The sequence below is a fragment of the Pseudonocardia terrae genome, from assembly GCF_021343995.1.
Classification (GTDB): domain Bacteria; phylum Actinomycetota; class Actinomycetes; order Mycobacteriales; family Pseudonocardiaceae; genus Pseudonocardia; species Pseudonocardia terrae.
The window spans coordinates 111,396-125,940 of the sequence record NZ_JAJTTE010000005.1 but is presented as its reverse complement, the minus strand read 5'-3'; the positions used below and the strand labels follow the sequence as shown (position 1 = coordinate 125,940).

Sequence of the window (14,545 nt, the reverse complement as noted above, 5' to 3'; positions counted from 1 at the left end):
TTATCTACTACTTCTAGGTTTACACCACCGAGGGCTCCAGCGGAAGCCGGAGCGGGCGTACGTCGACGGGGATCCCGGTCAGCCGGGCCATGTTCGACTCCGGCTCGTAGCTGCCCGGCCCGTGTGGCATCAGCCGGTTGACGTTCACGCCGGGGCGCTCGCGCGACAGCCGCAGTCCCGGCTGGAGTCCCCAGCCGTGCTCCATCGCGACGACACCCACGCGCAGCCCGGGATCGAGCGCGACGGTCGCCCGGACCTCGCCCCACGCCGAGCGCACGACGGCCTCGTCGCCCGGGGACAACCCCAGCCGCGCCGCGTCGTCGGGGTTGAGGGTGAGCGGGTTGCGGTCGCGGGTCCCGCGCTTCATCTCGGGCACGTTCGCGTACCAGGAGTTCTGCGCCTTGGGGTCCCGCCGGGAGATCAGCTTGAGCTGGTCCGGCCTCTCGTCCGCGAGCTCTCCGAAGATCCGGGCGCACCGCGCGATCGCGGCGTCGAAGGCCGCCGGGCGGCAGTCCACGCGGCCGTCGGCGGTCTGGATGTGTCGGGCGAACAGGGACCCCGGTTCGGCGTCGCCGACGGGAAGCCCGCGCGGGAGGGACGTCACCTGCTCACGAGTGAGGCCGCCCGCCGCCAGCATGTGGTCGACGCGGGACCACCGCGCGGTCTCGGGGTCCTCGGCGTCGAGCACCGACGGAAGCCCCATCTCCTGCGCGATGCGGGCCAGGATCCACCACTCCTCGCGCCGCTCGTGCCGCGGCGGGACGACGGCGGGCGTCCACTGCACGAATGTGCTGGCCGCCATGCCGAGGGTGGCGACGTTGACGTCGGCCCGCTCGTACATGTCGGCGGCCGGCAGCAGCCAGTCCGCGTACTCGCCCGTCGCGTTCGGATAGAGGTCGATGACGACGAGCAGTTCGAGCGCCTCGAAGGCCTTCCGCAGCCGCTCCTCCCCCGGGATCGTGAGCAGCGGGTTCCCCGCGATCACGACGAGGGCGCGGATCGGCCGCTCGGCGTCGAGGACGTAGTCGGCGAGCAGCGCGCCGGGCAGGTGCCCGCGGCGCATCGGGCCGAACTCGCCGTCGACGACGTCGCGCGCCAGGTCGCCGCGGGCCTTCCGGGCCGCCGGGTAGACCTCGCGGCCGGGGATGGTGCCGCCCTCGCGGTCCAGGTTGCCGGTGACCAGCACCAGCATGGTCATCAGCCAGTACGCGAGCATGCCCTGCCGGCCCATGTTGACGCCGGTGGACATGTGCGCGGCCGCGCGCGGTGCGGCGGCGAAGTCGCGGGCGATCCCGCGGATCCGGTCCGCCGGAATTCCGCAGACCTCGGCGACCCGCTCCGGCGGGTAGTCCGCGACGAAGGCGCGGAGCCCGTCGAGGTGCGTCCCCTGCTCCCCGGCGACGGGGTCGAACCCGACGGTCCGGTCGATCTCGTGGATCAGCGCGGCGAGGAGGTAGACGTCTGTGTCCGGCCTGATCGGTACGGTCTCGCCGGTCCGGGAGCCCGCGGTCTCTGTGTCCCGCGGGTTGACGAACCAGATGCGCGCCCCGCGGGCGGCGGCCTCCGTGAGCTCGCGGTAGGCGTTGGGCACGACGAGGAAGCTGCCCTTGCTGATCCGCCAGTTCGAGCCGAGCAGCAGCAACGCGTCGGTCCGGCGCAGGTCCGGGAGGGGATGCAGCGCCGAGGTACCGAACATCGCCGTGGCCGCGGCGAACTTGTTGCTGCAGTCCTGTGTGGCCGAGTTGAACACGCGGGTGACGCCGAGTCGCGCGAACAGCTCCGGCGTGCCGATGCCGATCTGCGAGTTGAAGCTGGCGGGGTTGCCCATGTAGAGCCCGATGCTCTCCGGGCCGTACTCGTCGAGGAGCGAGGTGAGGGTGGCGGCAATCCCGCCGACGGCGTCGTCCCAGGACCTCACCTCGGCCTCGCCGTCGAAGCGGTGCAGGGGATGGTCCAGGCGGTCGGGGTCGGAGTGGATCGCCGCGCCGGCCAGGCCCTTCCGGCACGCGAAGCCGCGGGAGACGGGGTGGTCGCGGTCCGGCTCCAGGGCGACCAGCTCGCCGTCGCGCACGGTTGCGACGAGGCCGCACGCCGGTTCGCACACCCGGCAGTAGGTGGCCGTACGTCGCTCTCCGGACATCCCGCCTCCTCCGCGTCGAGAAAACTAAAGGTAGTAGGCAGCGTGGCGCGCGACAAGTACGGGGCGGGATCGCGGATAATGACCCGCATGCCACGCCCGGCGAAGCCGCTGATCAGGTACGACGCGGTGATCGAGATTTCCCTGCGGATCATCGACACCGAGGGCCTCGACGCCTTCAGCCTGCCGCGGCTGGCCCGCGAGCTGAACGTCCGCGCGCCCTCGCTCTACCACCACTTCCAGGACAAGGCCGAGATCCTCCGGGCGGTAGCGCGGGCGATCGTGCTCGAGGCGAGATGGCCCGACGAGCAGAGCGTGCCGAACTGGGTGGAGTGGTTCGTGCGACTGAGCCTGGACTTCCGGAGCGCGGTGTTGCGGCACCGGAACGCCGCGCCGGTCCTGCTCCAGTTCATGCCCCGCGACGTCCTCACCCGCACCTACGACACCAGCGCGCGCCTGCTCGCGGAGCTGGGTGTGCCACCCGAGCAGCGGGTCCTGATCCTCGACGGCATGGACAAGCTCACGGTCGCGGCCGCCATCACCGAGGCGGTCAAGGGCCCGGACGAGCGGGGCCGGGCGTTCGCGAACGTCGACCCCGCGACGGAGCCGACGCTGGCCGAGGCCGCGGAGCTCAACCCGCGCTCCGTCGAGGACCTCTTCGCGGAGTCCATCCGCTGTTTCCTCCGCGGTGCGCTCCCGTACATCGACGCCGACGCCCCGGCGCCCAGCCGCGCCGCGATCACGGTCGGGGACCCGGGAGCACCGGCCGCCTCCTGAGGTCGCGATTCGCGCCACGCGCGGGGCCGGTCGGCTCCGTCGCGGCGTCAGGTCAGCCCGCGGTGGTCGCCAGCGCCGCCGTGGCCCCGGCGAGGTAGAGCCGCACGGCCCGCTCGAGCAGGGCCTCGCCCTCCGCGCCGCCCGACTCGATCGCCTCGACGAGGTACGGGTAGCGCTCGCGCTCCACGCCCTGCGGGATGTGGGTGCGGCCGTGGACCGCGTCGCCGGCGTCGGCGAAGGCCATGCCGAACACCAGCTTCTCCAGCCCGCGCATGATCACCCACCGGTCACCCGCGGGCACCCCGCCCTCGGCCAGGACCCGGGCGCCCCGCTCGTGCGACGGCATGATCACGGTGTTCGGGAAGTGCGCGTACAACAGCCCGGCGGCCCGCGGATGGTCGAGCAGCAGGCGATAGGTACCGAGGCAGAGCCCCACGAACCAGTCCTGCCACTCCCCCTCCGACGGGTTCGGCGCCAGCGGCACCGCGGAGAGCAGCGCACGCGAGGCCTCGGTGAGCAGGTCCGAGCGGTTGGCGAAGTGGTGGTAGAGCGAGGGGCTGCGTACGCCCATCTCGCGGGCCAGCTTCTCCAGCGAGAAGCTCTCGTAGCCCTCCTCGTCGATGAGCCGCAGCGCGGCCGCGACGGCGGCCTCGCGGGAGATCAGCGGCTGCTTCGGACGGGGCATCAGTGCAGCCTAGACGGCCGCACGGCGCGGGTTGTCGAAGGAACGGAAGGTCACCTCGCCCGAATCGGTGTCGACCATCGCGTAGCCGACCTGCTCGCCGCGGGCGGGCTGGTCGCTCATCCCGACCGAGCCCGGGTTCACGATCAGCGTGGGTCCGACCCGTCGGGCCATGGGCAGGTGCGTGTGCCCGAGCACGACGAGATCGGCGTCGAGCTCCCCGGCCCGCTCGAACTCCGTGCTCTCCGGGTCCACGTAGCGGGCGTACGGCGGGAAGGGGCTGCCGTGCACCATCAGCAGGCGAAGGCCGCCGATGGTGCACCGCAGCTCCGTCGATGCCGCCTCCACGTACGCCAACTCGGTCCGCGAGACGCGCGCCGACTCGCGGGCCCGGACGCCGCCCGGGCCGAGGAACGACAGCTCGTGGTTGCCGAGCACGTACAGGGCCTCGGCCTCCCGGATCGCCCGGACGATGTCGTTCGAGAACCGGTGGTCCGAGAAGGCGTCCCCGGCGACGAGCAGCGCGTCCGCCTCGCTGGCGAGCTCGCCGAGCGCACGGTCGAACGCCGCGGCGTTGCCGTGCGCGTCGGCGACGATCCCCAGTTTCACGTCAGCGGGGCTTCACGCCACCGGTTGCGCCGGCGCCGCCAGATCGGGGTGCGCCTCCCGGATCTGCCGGCGCGCGATCTTGCCGCTCGCCATGCGGATCAGCGGCTCCCGCTGCACGACGACGTGCCGGGGCACCTTGTACCCGGCCAGCCGTTCCCGGCAGAACGCCGTGACCGTCTCCGGCTCCAGGTGCGCCTCGGCGTACACGATCGCCGCCGGCGTCTCGCCGAACTTCGGATCGTCGGCCGAGATGACGCACACCTCGACGACCTCGGGGATCTCGGAGATCACCGCCTCGATCTCGGACGGGGCGACGTTGTAGCCGCCGGTGATGATGATGTCCTTGAGCCGGTCGACCACCCGGATGTAGCCCTCCGCATCCTTGATCCCGACGTCGCCGCTGTGGAACCAGCCGTTCCGCATGGCGTCGGCGTAGGCCTTCTCGTTGCGCCAGTAGCCGGGCGTGACGCCGGGGCCGGCCACGATGATCTCGCCGGGCTCCTCCGGGTCGCAGTCCGTGCCATCGGGCCGGACGACCCGGTGCCGGGTGAACACCGTGCCGCGGCCGATCGACTCGGGCCGGGCGACGGCCTGGTCGGCCGGGTTGAGCGTGGAGATGCCGCCCAGCTCGGTCATGCCGTAGGCCTGGCGGAGCAGCACGCCCTTGTCCAGCCAGGCCCGGATCGTGCCGACGGAGGCCCTGGCCCCGGCGATCGTGACCAGCTCCAGGGACGACAGATCGGCGTCGGCGAACGCGGGCTGCTTCGCGATCTGCTCGAACAGCACGGGCACGCCGCACATGATCTGGATCTTCTCCTCGGCGAGCCGCCGCAGTGCGGTCGGCGCGTCGAAGCCCTTCTCGTAGTACATCGAGACGCCGCGGGTCAGCGGGTGCAGGAAGTGCCAGAGCAGCCCCGGCGCGCCCGACATCGACAGCAGGTAGCTCATGCGCGCGCCCGGCCTGATCGCGGGCTCGGCGAAGGCGAAGTCCGCGATCAGGTTGAACGTGCTGCGGTGCGTGAAGAGCACACCCTTGGGCCGGCTGCTGGTCCCGCTGGTGTAGATGATCTGCGTGACGTCGTCCGGCCCGGCCGTCGGGCGGGGCACCGGCGCCGGCTCGGTGTCCCGGAGTCCGGTGAACTCCGACAGTCCGAGCAGGCTCACCGACGTGCCCTCCAGAGCGGCGGCGATCCGCTCCCGGTGCGCGGAGTCGGTGAGCACCACCCGCGGCTCGGAGTCCTCCACGAGATACCGCAGCTCGTCGCTGGTGAACCGGTTGTTGAGCGGGACGACGATCGCGCCCAGCTTCAACGCCCCGATCCCGGCGACCACCCACTCCAGAGCGTTGTCGCCGATGATCGCGACCCGGTCGCCGGGTACGACCCCACAGGCCGCGTGGAAGTGCGCCGCGGCATCCGTCCAGCGGTCCAGCGTGCGGTAGTCGACGGCGTCCGTGCCGTCGAACACGATGGCCGGCCGCTCCGGCGCGGCCGCCGCCCAGTAGCCGAGACCGTCGGTCACCAGCTCCGTCATCGGGTCTCCTCGAGGGGTGTCAGCGCTGCGGGGTCGGCGCTGCGGGGGTCAGCGCTCCGGGGTGAACAGGATCGGCAGCTCCAGGACGCCGCGAACCTGGCTGGGGTGCGAGACGACCTGCTTCTCCGTGTCGATGCGGTAGTCCGGGATGCGCTTGTGCAGCTCCTCGAACACCAACTGCAGCTCGACGCGCGCGAGATGCGACCCGAGGCAGCGGTGCGGGCCGGAGCCGAAGGACAGGTGCCGGTTCGGCGTGCGCTCGATGTGGACGACGTCCGGGTCGTCGAACTCGCGCCCGTCCCGGTTCGCCCCGGCGAGCACCAGGAGCAGCTGGTCGCCCTCCTTGAGCTCGATCCCGCCGAGGGTGGTGTCGTGCCGGACGCGGCGGCCCGGGGACACCGCGGCCTCGATCCGCAGCATCTCCTCGACCGCAGCCGGGATCAAGGACGGGTCGTCGATCAGCCGCTGCCGCTCGTCCGGCCGGTCGGCCAGGTGCAGCACGGACCAGGCGAGCGTGCCGGTCACCGTGTGCAGGCCGGCGATCAGCAGGAGGAAGAACATGTTGCACAGTTCCTCGTCCGTGAGCGGGCGGACCTGCCCGTCGAGCTCGATCGACTGGTGCACGATCTTCGCGGTGATGTCCTCCGCCTCCGGCCCGCGCGCACGGCGGTCGGCGACGACGCCGGCGAAGTAGGCGAACAGCCGCCCGGCCGCGGCCTCACGGGCGGCGTTGTTCTCCTCCTCGGTCCCGCCCGGCACGCCGCGCAGCGTGGTGTCGGTGGCCTCGGTGAACATCGGCGCGTCGTCGAGCGGCCAATCCATCAGCGCGAGGAACACGCGCGCCGGCAGCTCGTGCGCGAACTCCGAGATGTACTCGGCGGACCCGCGGGAGGCGAACCCGTCGATCAGCTCGTTGACGATCTCCCGGATCCGCGGCTCCAGGGCCCGCATGCGGGTGGGGTTGAACAGCGGCTGCAGGGCCTTGCGGAAGGCGGTGTGCTCCGGCGGGTCGACCTCCAGCGGGAGGAACTTGCCGGCGCCGTGCGGCACGAGGTTGTTGGGGAAGCTGGAGAAGGTCTCGGGGTGCCGCAGCACCTCGTGGATCTCCTCGTACCGGGTGACGATCCAGTGGCCGCCGTACTTCTCGGAGTACACCAGCGGCGACCGGTCCGCGATCTCGCGGACCTTCTCGTTGATCCGGTCGGTGGGGAACGTCAGCGCCGGGTCGTAGATGTCGAAGTCGGTCTTCAGGTGCTCGGGGACCGAGGTCAGGCTCGTGGTCATGGTGGGACTCTCCTGTCGGCATTGAGCAGGGAGGAGCACTGCCGGAAGCGTCTCGGCAGGTGCGTTCGGGAGGGTGGGAGCGCCACCGTCGGCAGAAACCTTATACACCTAGGTTCTGAGGTGTCAAGCGCCACACTCGACGACGTTCGTGCTGGTCAGGCGGTCGGGCGGCCGAGCTTCCGGCGCCAGTCGTGGGCGCCGAGGAACCGCACGACCTTCGCCATGAGCTCGCTCTTCGCGGGCACGACGGGATACCAATTCGGCTCGGCCCGCAGCGCGATCCGCTCCTCGACGACCGACTTCTGGCGGCAGTACTTGAGCACCCCGTTCGCGCCGCCGAACCGCGTCCCGAGCCCGGACTGCTTCCACCCGCCCATCGGCACCGGCGTCTGGAACGTGGCGATGACGGTGTTGTTGACCGACACCGAACCCGCCTCGATCCGGCGCGAGAGCCGGTCCGCCCGGTGGCGGTCGCGCGTCCAGAGGCTGGAGCTGAGCCCGTAGTCGGAGTCGTTGGCCAGCCGGACCGCCTCGTCGGCGTCGGCGACCTTCATGACCGGCAGCGTCGGCCCGAAGGTCTCCTCGCGCATGCAGGCCATGGAGTGGTCGACGTCGACGAGCACGGTGGGTTCGAAGTACGCCCCGTTCCGCTTCCCCCCGACGAGCACACGCGCACCCTTCGCCACTGCGTCTGCCACGTGCCGTTCCACGATGTCCGCCTGCGCCGGCGTGACCATCGCGCCGATCTCGGTGGCGTAGGAACCCGGCGCGTCCATGCCCTGCCGGATCGCCTTCACCTTCTCCACGACCTTCGCGACGAACTCGTCGTACACGGGGGCCTCGACGTAGACGCGCTCGACCGACACGCAGGCCTGGCCGGCGTTCATCATCGCGCCCCAGACCGCGCCGCCCGCGGCCCGCTCGACGTCCGCGTCGGCGAGCACGATCATCGCGTCCTTGCCGCCGAGCTCGAGGCTGCACGGGATCAGCCGCTCCGCGGCGCGCACGGCGATCGTCCGGCCGGTGCGCACGGAGCCGGTGAACATGACCATGTCGACCTCGTCGACGACGGCGGCCCCGGCCACGCCGTCCCCGGTGATGCAGGCGAGCACCGGCGGGGCGCCGATCTCGCCCCAGCCCCTGACGACCTCGACCCAGGTCAGCGGGACCACCTCGGAGGGCTTGCTCAGCACCGCCGCTCCCGCGACGAGCGCACCGACGACGTCCATCATCGGCCCGCCCAGCGGCCCGTTCCACGGCGTGATCAGGCCGACGAGCTGGTGCGGCCGAGCCTGGACGCGCAGCCGCCGCGCCTTGTTCGCGATCCCGGCCGGCTTGACCTTCCGGTCCGCGAGGAAGCGCTCGGCGTTCGCCGTGAAGTAGTTGATCACGTCCACGGCGACGGTCATCTCGATCGCCGCGTCCGACCAGGACTTGCCCGCCTCGGCCTGGACGAGCTCCAGGATGCGGCGCTCGTTGTCCAGCAACCAGTCCAGCCAGCGCAGCAGGTGGCGGCTGCGACCGGCCGGCCCGAGCGCCTCCCAGGCGGGCTGTGCCGCACGCAGGGCCGCCGCGGCCGCGCCGACCTCGGCGGGGCCCTGCGCGGGCACGGAGCCGACGAGCCGACCGTCGGCCGGGCAGTGCACGTCCAGCCGCGGACCGGCCGCCCCCTCGCCGGTCGGTCTCGACTCCGTCGCCGTGCTCATCGCGCCTCCGTGAGGTCCGCGCCGACGTCGGTGCCGGCTCTCGAGGGGGCAGGGTAGATATGAATGACGCGATACGTCAATCTGTCTCATAAGCCCCGTGCGGGTGAACGATCCCCGCTGGTCAGCGCACCTTCGCGTAGCGCTCGGAGACGTCCGAGTACTCGTCCCGGATCGCCCGCTTCGAGATCTTGCCGCTGGGCAGGCGCGGCAGGTCGTCGCGACGCAGCACCACGTAGCGCGGGACCTTGTAGTCGGCCATCTGCGCCCCGCAGACTTCGATGATCGCCGCCTCGGTCACGCCGTCGTCCGCGGTGACGATCGCCGCGGGCGTCTCGCCGAACCGGTCGTCCTTCGCCGCGATCACCGACACCTCGCGCACGCCCGGGATCCGGCTGATCACGGCCTCGATCTCCACCGGCGAGATGTTGATCCCGCCGGAGATGATCAGGTCCTTCATCCGGTCGACGAACGTCAGCCGTCCCTCGGCGTCGCGGACGCCCAGGTCACCGCTGTGCAGCCAGCCGTCCCGGAAGGCCCGGGCCGTGGTTTCCGGGTCCTGCCAGTACCCGGGCGAGACGCCCGGTCCCTTGAGCAGGACCTCGCCCTGCTCGCCGGGGTCGCACTCGCTCCCGTCCGACCGCACGACCTTGATCTCGGTGAACGCCGAGCCGCTGCCGCAGGAGTCGGGGTGCGTATCCGCCTCCGACGGCCAGGTGGCCGTCGCGACCCCGCCCGCCTCGGTCATGCCGTAGATCTGGCGGAGCTTCACGCCCTTGCTCCCCCACGCCTCCAGCAGCGGCACGGACACCGCAGCGCCACCGACCACCGCGGTCTTGAGGTGCGACAGGTCGGCGTCGGCGAACTCCGGTGCCTTTGCCATCACCTCGTAGATCAGCGGAACCCCGAAGATCGTCTCGATCTTGTGCCGGTCGAGCTGGCGCACCGCCCGCGAGGGGTCGAGCTGCGCCTCGACGACCAGCGTCCCGCCGAGCACGACCTGCATGACCAGGCCCCACACCAGACCCGGCGTGAAGCACAGCGGGAGCAGGAGCAGGCTGCTGCCGCCGGGCCGCAGTCCCTCCTCGCACAGCGACGCCTCGAAGACGATGTCGAGCAGTGTGCGGTTGGTGCAGATGACGCCCTTGGACAGGCCCGTGGAGCCGCTGGTGAACAGGAGCGCGACCGGCTCGGCCGGGTCCCGGTCGATCCGGAACTCCTCGTGGCCGGCTCCGCGCAGCGCGGCGAACTCGGGCAACGGGATCGTCTCGACGCTGCTGCCGAGCTCCCGGGCCTGGTCCAGCATGGCCGCGAACTGCGGGTCGGCCACGACCACCCGCGCCCCGGAGTCCTGCAGCAGCTTGTGCAGCTCGGCGCCGACGAGCCGGGGGTTCAACGGGACGAGCACGGCCCCTGCCTTCATCACCCCCAGCGCCACGGCGGCCCACTCGGGGGTGTTGCCGCCCAGCAGGCCGACGCGGTCGCCCTCGGCCACGCCGCGCTCGTGCAGGGACCGCGCGACGGCGCCGGACCAGTCCCGCAGGGTGCGGTAGTCCACGGTGTCCTCGCCGAAGACGAGGGCCGTGTGGTCGCCCTTCGTGCGGGCCCACCAGTGGAGGGCGGATCCGACCGACGTGGCCATGGTGGGGTCTCCTCACGCGTCGTCGCGTACGTCCGGGTTGGGAAGGATCTAGAGCACGGCGTCGGAGCCGAACAACGTGGCGCCGACGGACGGGGCCATCGGGCCCCCGAGCAGGAGCGACAGGGCCGCGTCGGGCACCTGGTTCGGCGAGGTGCCGCGGATCTGCCGCACGGCCTCGACGATCAGCCCGAAACCGTGCACGAACCCCTCGGCGATGTTGCCGCCCGCGGTGTTGAGCGGCAGCGAGCCCGTCGGGGCGATGAGGTTCTCGAACTGCATGACGCGGCCGGCGTCCGGTCCGTTCGGCACGAAGCCGAAGTCGATCAACGACGCGACCGCGGGCCCGGAGAAGTTCTCGTAGACCTGCACGACGTCGACCTCGCCGGGCTTCACGCCGGCGCCTTCCCACAGCCGCGCCACCATGGCCGGGTGGAAGCCGGCGCTGGTGTACGCCAGGTCGTTCTCGACCGACTCCGACCAGTCCGGCCCGGCGCCCTGCACGCCGGACAGCACGTACGCGGGCTTCTGCCGCAGCTCCCGGGCCCGCTCGGCGGTGGTGACGAGCACGGCACCCGCCGCGTCGTTCTCCCGCGAGCAGTCGTAGAGGCGCAACGGCTCGGAGATCCAGCGGGCGTCGTCGTACACCGCCGGGTCCAGCGGCCTGCCGTACGCCACGGCGTCGGGGTTGTTCTGGGCGTGGTGGTACGCAGCCTGGACCAGCGCCTTCATCGCCGAGGCCGGGACCCCGTCGACCTCGAGCATCCGCTGGGTGCGCAGGGCGCAGATCTGGGCCGGCGCGAACACGCCGTGCCCGGAGAGCAGCGGACCCATGTGCCCCTTGCTGTAGCTCTGCCGCCCGGCGTCGGCCTCGGAGATGCCGCGGTATACGCACACCATGTCCGCCTGGCCGGAGACGACCGCGGCCGACGCCGCGTTGACGGCCGCGGCCACCCCGCCGCCTCCGCCGCCCCACACCATCGTCGACCAGCGGATCTCCCTGGCGCCCAGGGCGGCGCCGATCGCGAGGCCCTCGTTGTCGTCGTTGGCGTAGGAGACGAAGCCGTCGATGTCGTGTGCGTCGATCCCCGCGTCCGCCGCGGCGGCCAGGATCGCCTCGCACGTGAGCTGCGCCGAGGTCCGGGTCGCCGTGCCGCGCTTGTGGAACGGGGTGTTGGCGATCCCGACCACGGCCGTGGCGCCGCGGAAGGCGCGGTCCCTGCTTGTCATTTGTCGTCCCTCACACCAGTCGCCAGCGGAGCAGCGGGTAGCCCTCCGGGTCCGCGGCGGGTTCGATCTCGCCCTTGACCTCCGCGCCGATGCGCACGTCCGCGCCGTCGCCGTCGAGCAGGACGCCCAGGAGGCGGCGGTTGCCCGCGCCGGGCAGCTCGACCACGACCACCACGTAGGGCAGGTGGCCGGTGACCTCCGGCGAGAAGGGCTGCCAGGTCCGCGTCCAGGAGTAGATCCGGCCGACCGGGTCCACCACGGGCCACTCGAGGTCGGTCGCGTGGCAGCCCGGGCAGATCGGCCGCGGCGACCAGGTCCACCGGTCGCAGTGCGGGCAGTGCTGCATCCGCAGCTCGCCGCGACGCAGGCCTTCCCAGTGCGGCGCGTCGAGCCCGTCGTCCGACGGGTGCGCCATCGACGTGCGCGGCGGGGTGTCCGGGACGTTCCGGACCTGCGTGACCCGCCACGTGCCGTCGAGCTGGATCCACCGTGACCGGAAGACCTCCTCGCCGCCGGTCCCGGTGTAGCGGATGAAGGCGGAGAACAGACCGTCCGGGCCCGGCTCGACGTCGAGCAGCTCAGCGGAGTGCATGCCCTTCGGCGGCCGGGCCGAGGCCAGCAGCTGCCCGACCCGGTCCGGGCGGAAGTCCGCCAGCACCGTGGCGTTGTCGCCCGCGGCGACGGCGTGGCCGTGCCGCTCGACGACCTCGACCAGGTCCGCCGGGACGCCCGGGAACTCCTTCGCGGTCACCCTGTCTCCTCGTTCACCGGAGGGCCCAACGAGGCTCGGTCGCCGTGTTGGTCACCGTGTACTGCACGTCCGTCTGGTCGTGCATCAGTCCGAGGCTTCGGGCCTCGTGCACCAGCGGACGATCCTGCGCGTCGACCGTCACCATCCCGGCGCGGACTCCCGCGTCGCGCAGCCGTTCCAGGCCCGCGACGAGCAGGGCTCGCACCAGGGGGTCGTCCTCGTGCTCACGGTCGCCGTCCCGGGTGATCACCGCGACCAGCCGGCCCGCGGCACCCCACTCGGTCGGCTCGCCGGAGTCGGGATCGATCCACACCGCTCCGTCCGGTGCCTCCGCAGGACCGCTGACCAGCAGCTCCGCGTCCGCGGGCGGCTGGTGCCGTCGCCCGCTCGCGGTCCACAGCTCGGCCGCGGCGACGCGCTCGGCCGTCGTGGTGGCCTCGCGCGCCTGCGGCCCACCGGGCTCGGCCCCGGGGTCGATCTCGCGCCCCGCCCGCAGCGGTATCACCAGTTGCCAGCGGCGCAGGGCCGTCCTGATCCCGTAGCGGCGGAAGCGCAGCGACATCCGCAGCGCGGCGGGGTGGTTGCCGCGCGCCCACACCTTCAGCGCCCGCACACCGGTCCCGCACCAGCCGTCCGACTGCCCGAGCTCGAGGCCGACCTTCTCGACGAGCAGCGTGGTGATGCCGCGCGACCGGTAGTCCGGCCGCACCACGTACGACACCTCGCCGATGCCGGCATCCTCGCCCTGCAACGGCTCGACGCGCAGGTAGGCGGCTAGGCTCGGGGCGAGCGGGACGTTGCGGCCCGAGCGCTCGTCCGGCAGCAGCCAGACGAGGAGCTGGGTCGTGCCGGGCTCCGTGTCGTCGTCGAGGGAGAGCTGCGGGAAGCCCGCCTCGGCGTCCGCCTCGGCGGCCTCGTGCAGCATCTCGCGCAACTCGGCCTCGACCTCGGGTGGGAAACCCTCCCCGCCCGCCGGGTACCACTCGAAGTCGATCATGAGGTCAGCTTCTTCAGCTCGCGGTGGAAGATCTGGTTCACGTACTCGTTGCGGCCCAGGACCATGCCGCCCGCGTTCGCGCTCGTCATGCCCGCCTGCGAGCTGCGCAGCAGCGGGAAGTCCTCCTGGTGCAGCACGGCGAGCAGGATCTTCCAGTTCTTGTCCCAGATCCGGTTCCAGCGCTCGGAGCCCATGCCGGAGTCCTCGACCGTGGGCACGACCAGGCGCATCTCCATCCGGCACCGGCCCGGGTCCGTGGGGTGCGGGCGGAACGTGAGCAGCTCGAAGTGGTCCGGCTGGCGCAACAGCGTGCTGTTGGGCAGCAGGAAGTGCGTCTCGGTGACGTACTTCGACAGGTCCTCGTCCGGCGCCGGAGTCTCCTCGAGGAACTTGTCGATGGTCTTGCGCGGCGCGATGAACCGGGCGTGCCGCCCGAAGTCCTCGACCGCCATGACATTGGTGTGGATGTGCTTGGCCGCGGTGTTCGGGTGCGCGTACTGGATGTGGTAGCCGTCCAGGAACGCGTCCTGCATGATCTTCCAGTTCACGGGCTCGTCGAAGCCCTCCGCGCGGGCGGAGACCAGCGTGTCCATGCCGTATCCGCCCAGGATCTCGTCCATGTCCGGACCGAGCCAGGCGGCGACGTCGATCTCGGCGTCGGCGTCGTCGACCACCCAGACGAAGCCGTGCCGCTCCTCGGTGGGCAGCTCGATCAACCCGAACTGCGAGCGGTCGATCTCGCCGAACGTGTTGTCCCGCGTGATCGCCCGCAGCGACCCGTCCGTGTCGTAGGACCAGCGGTGGTAGCCGCACGAGAACAACCGGCAGCGGCCCTTCTCCTGCTCCTCCAGCAGCGCTCCGCGGTGCCGGCAGAGGTTCACGAAGCTCTTGACCGAGCCGTCCTTCTGCCGGACGACGATGATCTTGTTCCGTGGCATCTGCAGCGTGAGGAAGTCGTTGGGCTTCGGGATCTCGCTGCCGTGACAGACGATGGAGGGCACGCGCCCGAAGACCGCGTCGCGCTCGCGGCGGGCGATCTCCGGGTCGACGAACTCCTCGGCCGTGAAGCCGTTGACGCCGTCGAACTCGTCCGTGCTGTCGTTGCGGATGTGGTCGAGCGCCCGCCGGATCCGGTCGTTGCGCGGGGCGTGGGGCCTCCGCTCCTGCTGCTCGACGTCCTGGATGGTCATCGTCGCCTCCTGG

General features: G+C 71.7%; 12 protein-coding genes. 1 reads left to right on the top strand and 11 read right to left on the bottom strand.

Annotation, left to right across the window (positions count from 1 at the left end):
* Positions 1-19: 19 nt before the first annotated feature.
* A complete protein-coding gene (locus LWC33_RS05115; RefSeq protein ID WP_233303043.1) occupies positions 20-2,140 on the bottom strand; it encodes a molybdopterin-containing oxidoreductase family protein in 2,121 nt (706 codons plus the stop codon).
* Positions 2,141-2,227: 87 nt separating this feature from the next.
* Here LWC33_RS05115 and LWC33_RS05110 point away from each other — a divergent pair, with 87 nt between their 5' ends.
* Complete coding sequence (locus tag LWC33_RS05110) at positions 2,228-2,914, top strand: TetR/AcrR family transcriptional regulator (protein WP_233303042.1); 687 nt, start codon at positions 2,228-2,230, stop codon at positions 2,912-2,914.
* Positions 2,915-2,966: 52 nt separating this feature from the next.
* Here the strand turns inward: LWC33_RS05110 and LWC33_RS05105 are convergent, their stop codons facing one another.
* The 10 genes from LWC33_RS05105 to LWC33_RS05060 all read right to left on the bottom strand — a co-directional run bounded on the left by LWC33_RS05105 (position 2,967) and on the right by LWC33_RS05060 (position 14,532).
* Positions 2,967-3,599 (bottom strand): TetR/AcrR family transcriptional regulator, encoded by a 633-nt coding sequence (locus LWC33_RS05105; RefSeq protein ID WP_233303041.1) that lies wholly within the window; start codon positions 3,597-3,599, stop codon positions 2,967-2,969.
* A gap of 9 nt (positions 3,600-3,608) precedes the next feature.
* Positions 3,609-4,205, bottom strand: coding sequence for a metallophosphoesterase family protein (locus tag LWC33_RS05100; RefSeq protein ID WP_233303040.1), 597 nt, complete (start codon positions 4,203-4,205; stop codon positions 3,609-3,611).
* Positions 4,206-4,217: 12 nt separating this feature from the next.
* A complete protein-coding gene (locus tag LWC33_RS05095; RefSeq protein ID WP_233303039.1) occupies positions 4,218-5,738 on the bottom strand; it encodes a class I adenylate-forming enzyme family protein in 1,521 nt (506 codons plus the stop codon).
* Between the two features lie 48 nt (positions 5,739-5,786).
* Entirely contained in the window at positions 5,787-7,022 is a 1,236-nt protein-coding gene (locus tag LWC33_RS05090; protein WP_233303038.1) for a cytochrome P450, read from the bottom strand.
* A gap of 155 nt (positions 7,023-7,177) precedes the next feature.
* The gene (locus LWC33_RS05085) at positions 7,178-8,728 is read right to left on the bottom strand and encodes an aldehyde dehydrogenase family protein (RefSeq protein WP_233303037.1); all 1,551 of its coding nucleotides are present in this window, start codon (positions 8,726-8,728) and stop codon (positions 7,178-7,180) included.
* Between the two features lie 121 nt (positions 8,729-8,849).
* Positions 8,850-10,367 (bottom strand): class I adenylate-forming enzyme family protein, encoded by a 1,518-nt coding sequence (locus LWC33_RS05080; RefSeq protein ID WP_233303036.1) that lies wholly within the window; start codon positions 10,365-10,367, stop codon positions 8,850-8,852.
* 48 nt (positions 10,368-10,415) lie between these two features.
* Positions 10,416-11,594 carry a thiolase C-terminal domain-containing protein gene (locus LWC33_RS05075; protein WP_233303035.1) on the bottom strand — a complete coding sequence of 393 codons (1,179 nt, stop codon included), beginning with the start codon at positions 11,592-11,594 and terminating at the stop codon, positions 10,416-10,418.
* A gap of 10 nt (positions 11,595-11,604) precedes the next feature.
* Positions 11,605-12,345 carry a Zn-ribbon domain-containing OB-fold protein gene (locus tag LWC33_RS05070; RefSeq protein WP_233303034.1) on the bottom strand — a complete coding sequence of 247 codons (741 nt, stop codon included), beginning with the start codon at positions 12,343-12,345 and terminating at the stop codon, positions 11,605-11,607.
* 13 nt (positions 12,346-12,358) lie between these two features.
* A complete protein-coding gene (locus tag LWC33_RS05065; protein WP_233303033.1) occupies positions 12,359-13,342 on the bottom strand; it encodes a GNAT family protein in 984 nt (327 codons plus the stop codon).
* The gene (locus LWC33_RS05060; protein ID WP_233303032.1) at positions 13,339-14,532 is read right to left on the bottom strand and encodes an aromatic ring-hydroxylating oxygenase subunit alpha; all 1,194 of its coding nucleotides are present in this window, start codon (positions 14,530-14,532) and stop codon (positions 13,339-13,341) included. Before LWC33_RS05060 ends, LWC33_RS05065 begins: the two co-directional genes overlap by 4 nt.
* Between the last annotated feature and the right edge of the window lie 13 nt (positions 14,533-14,545).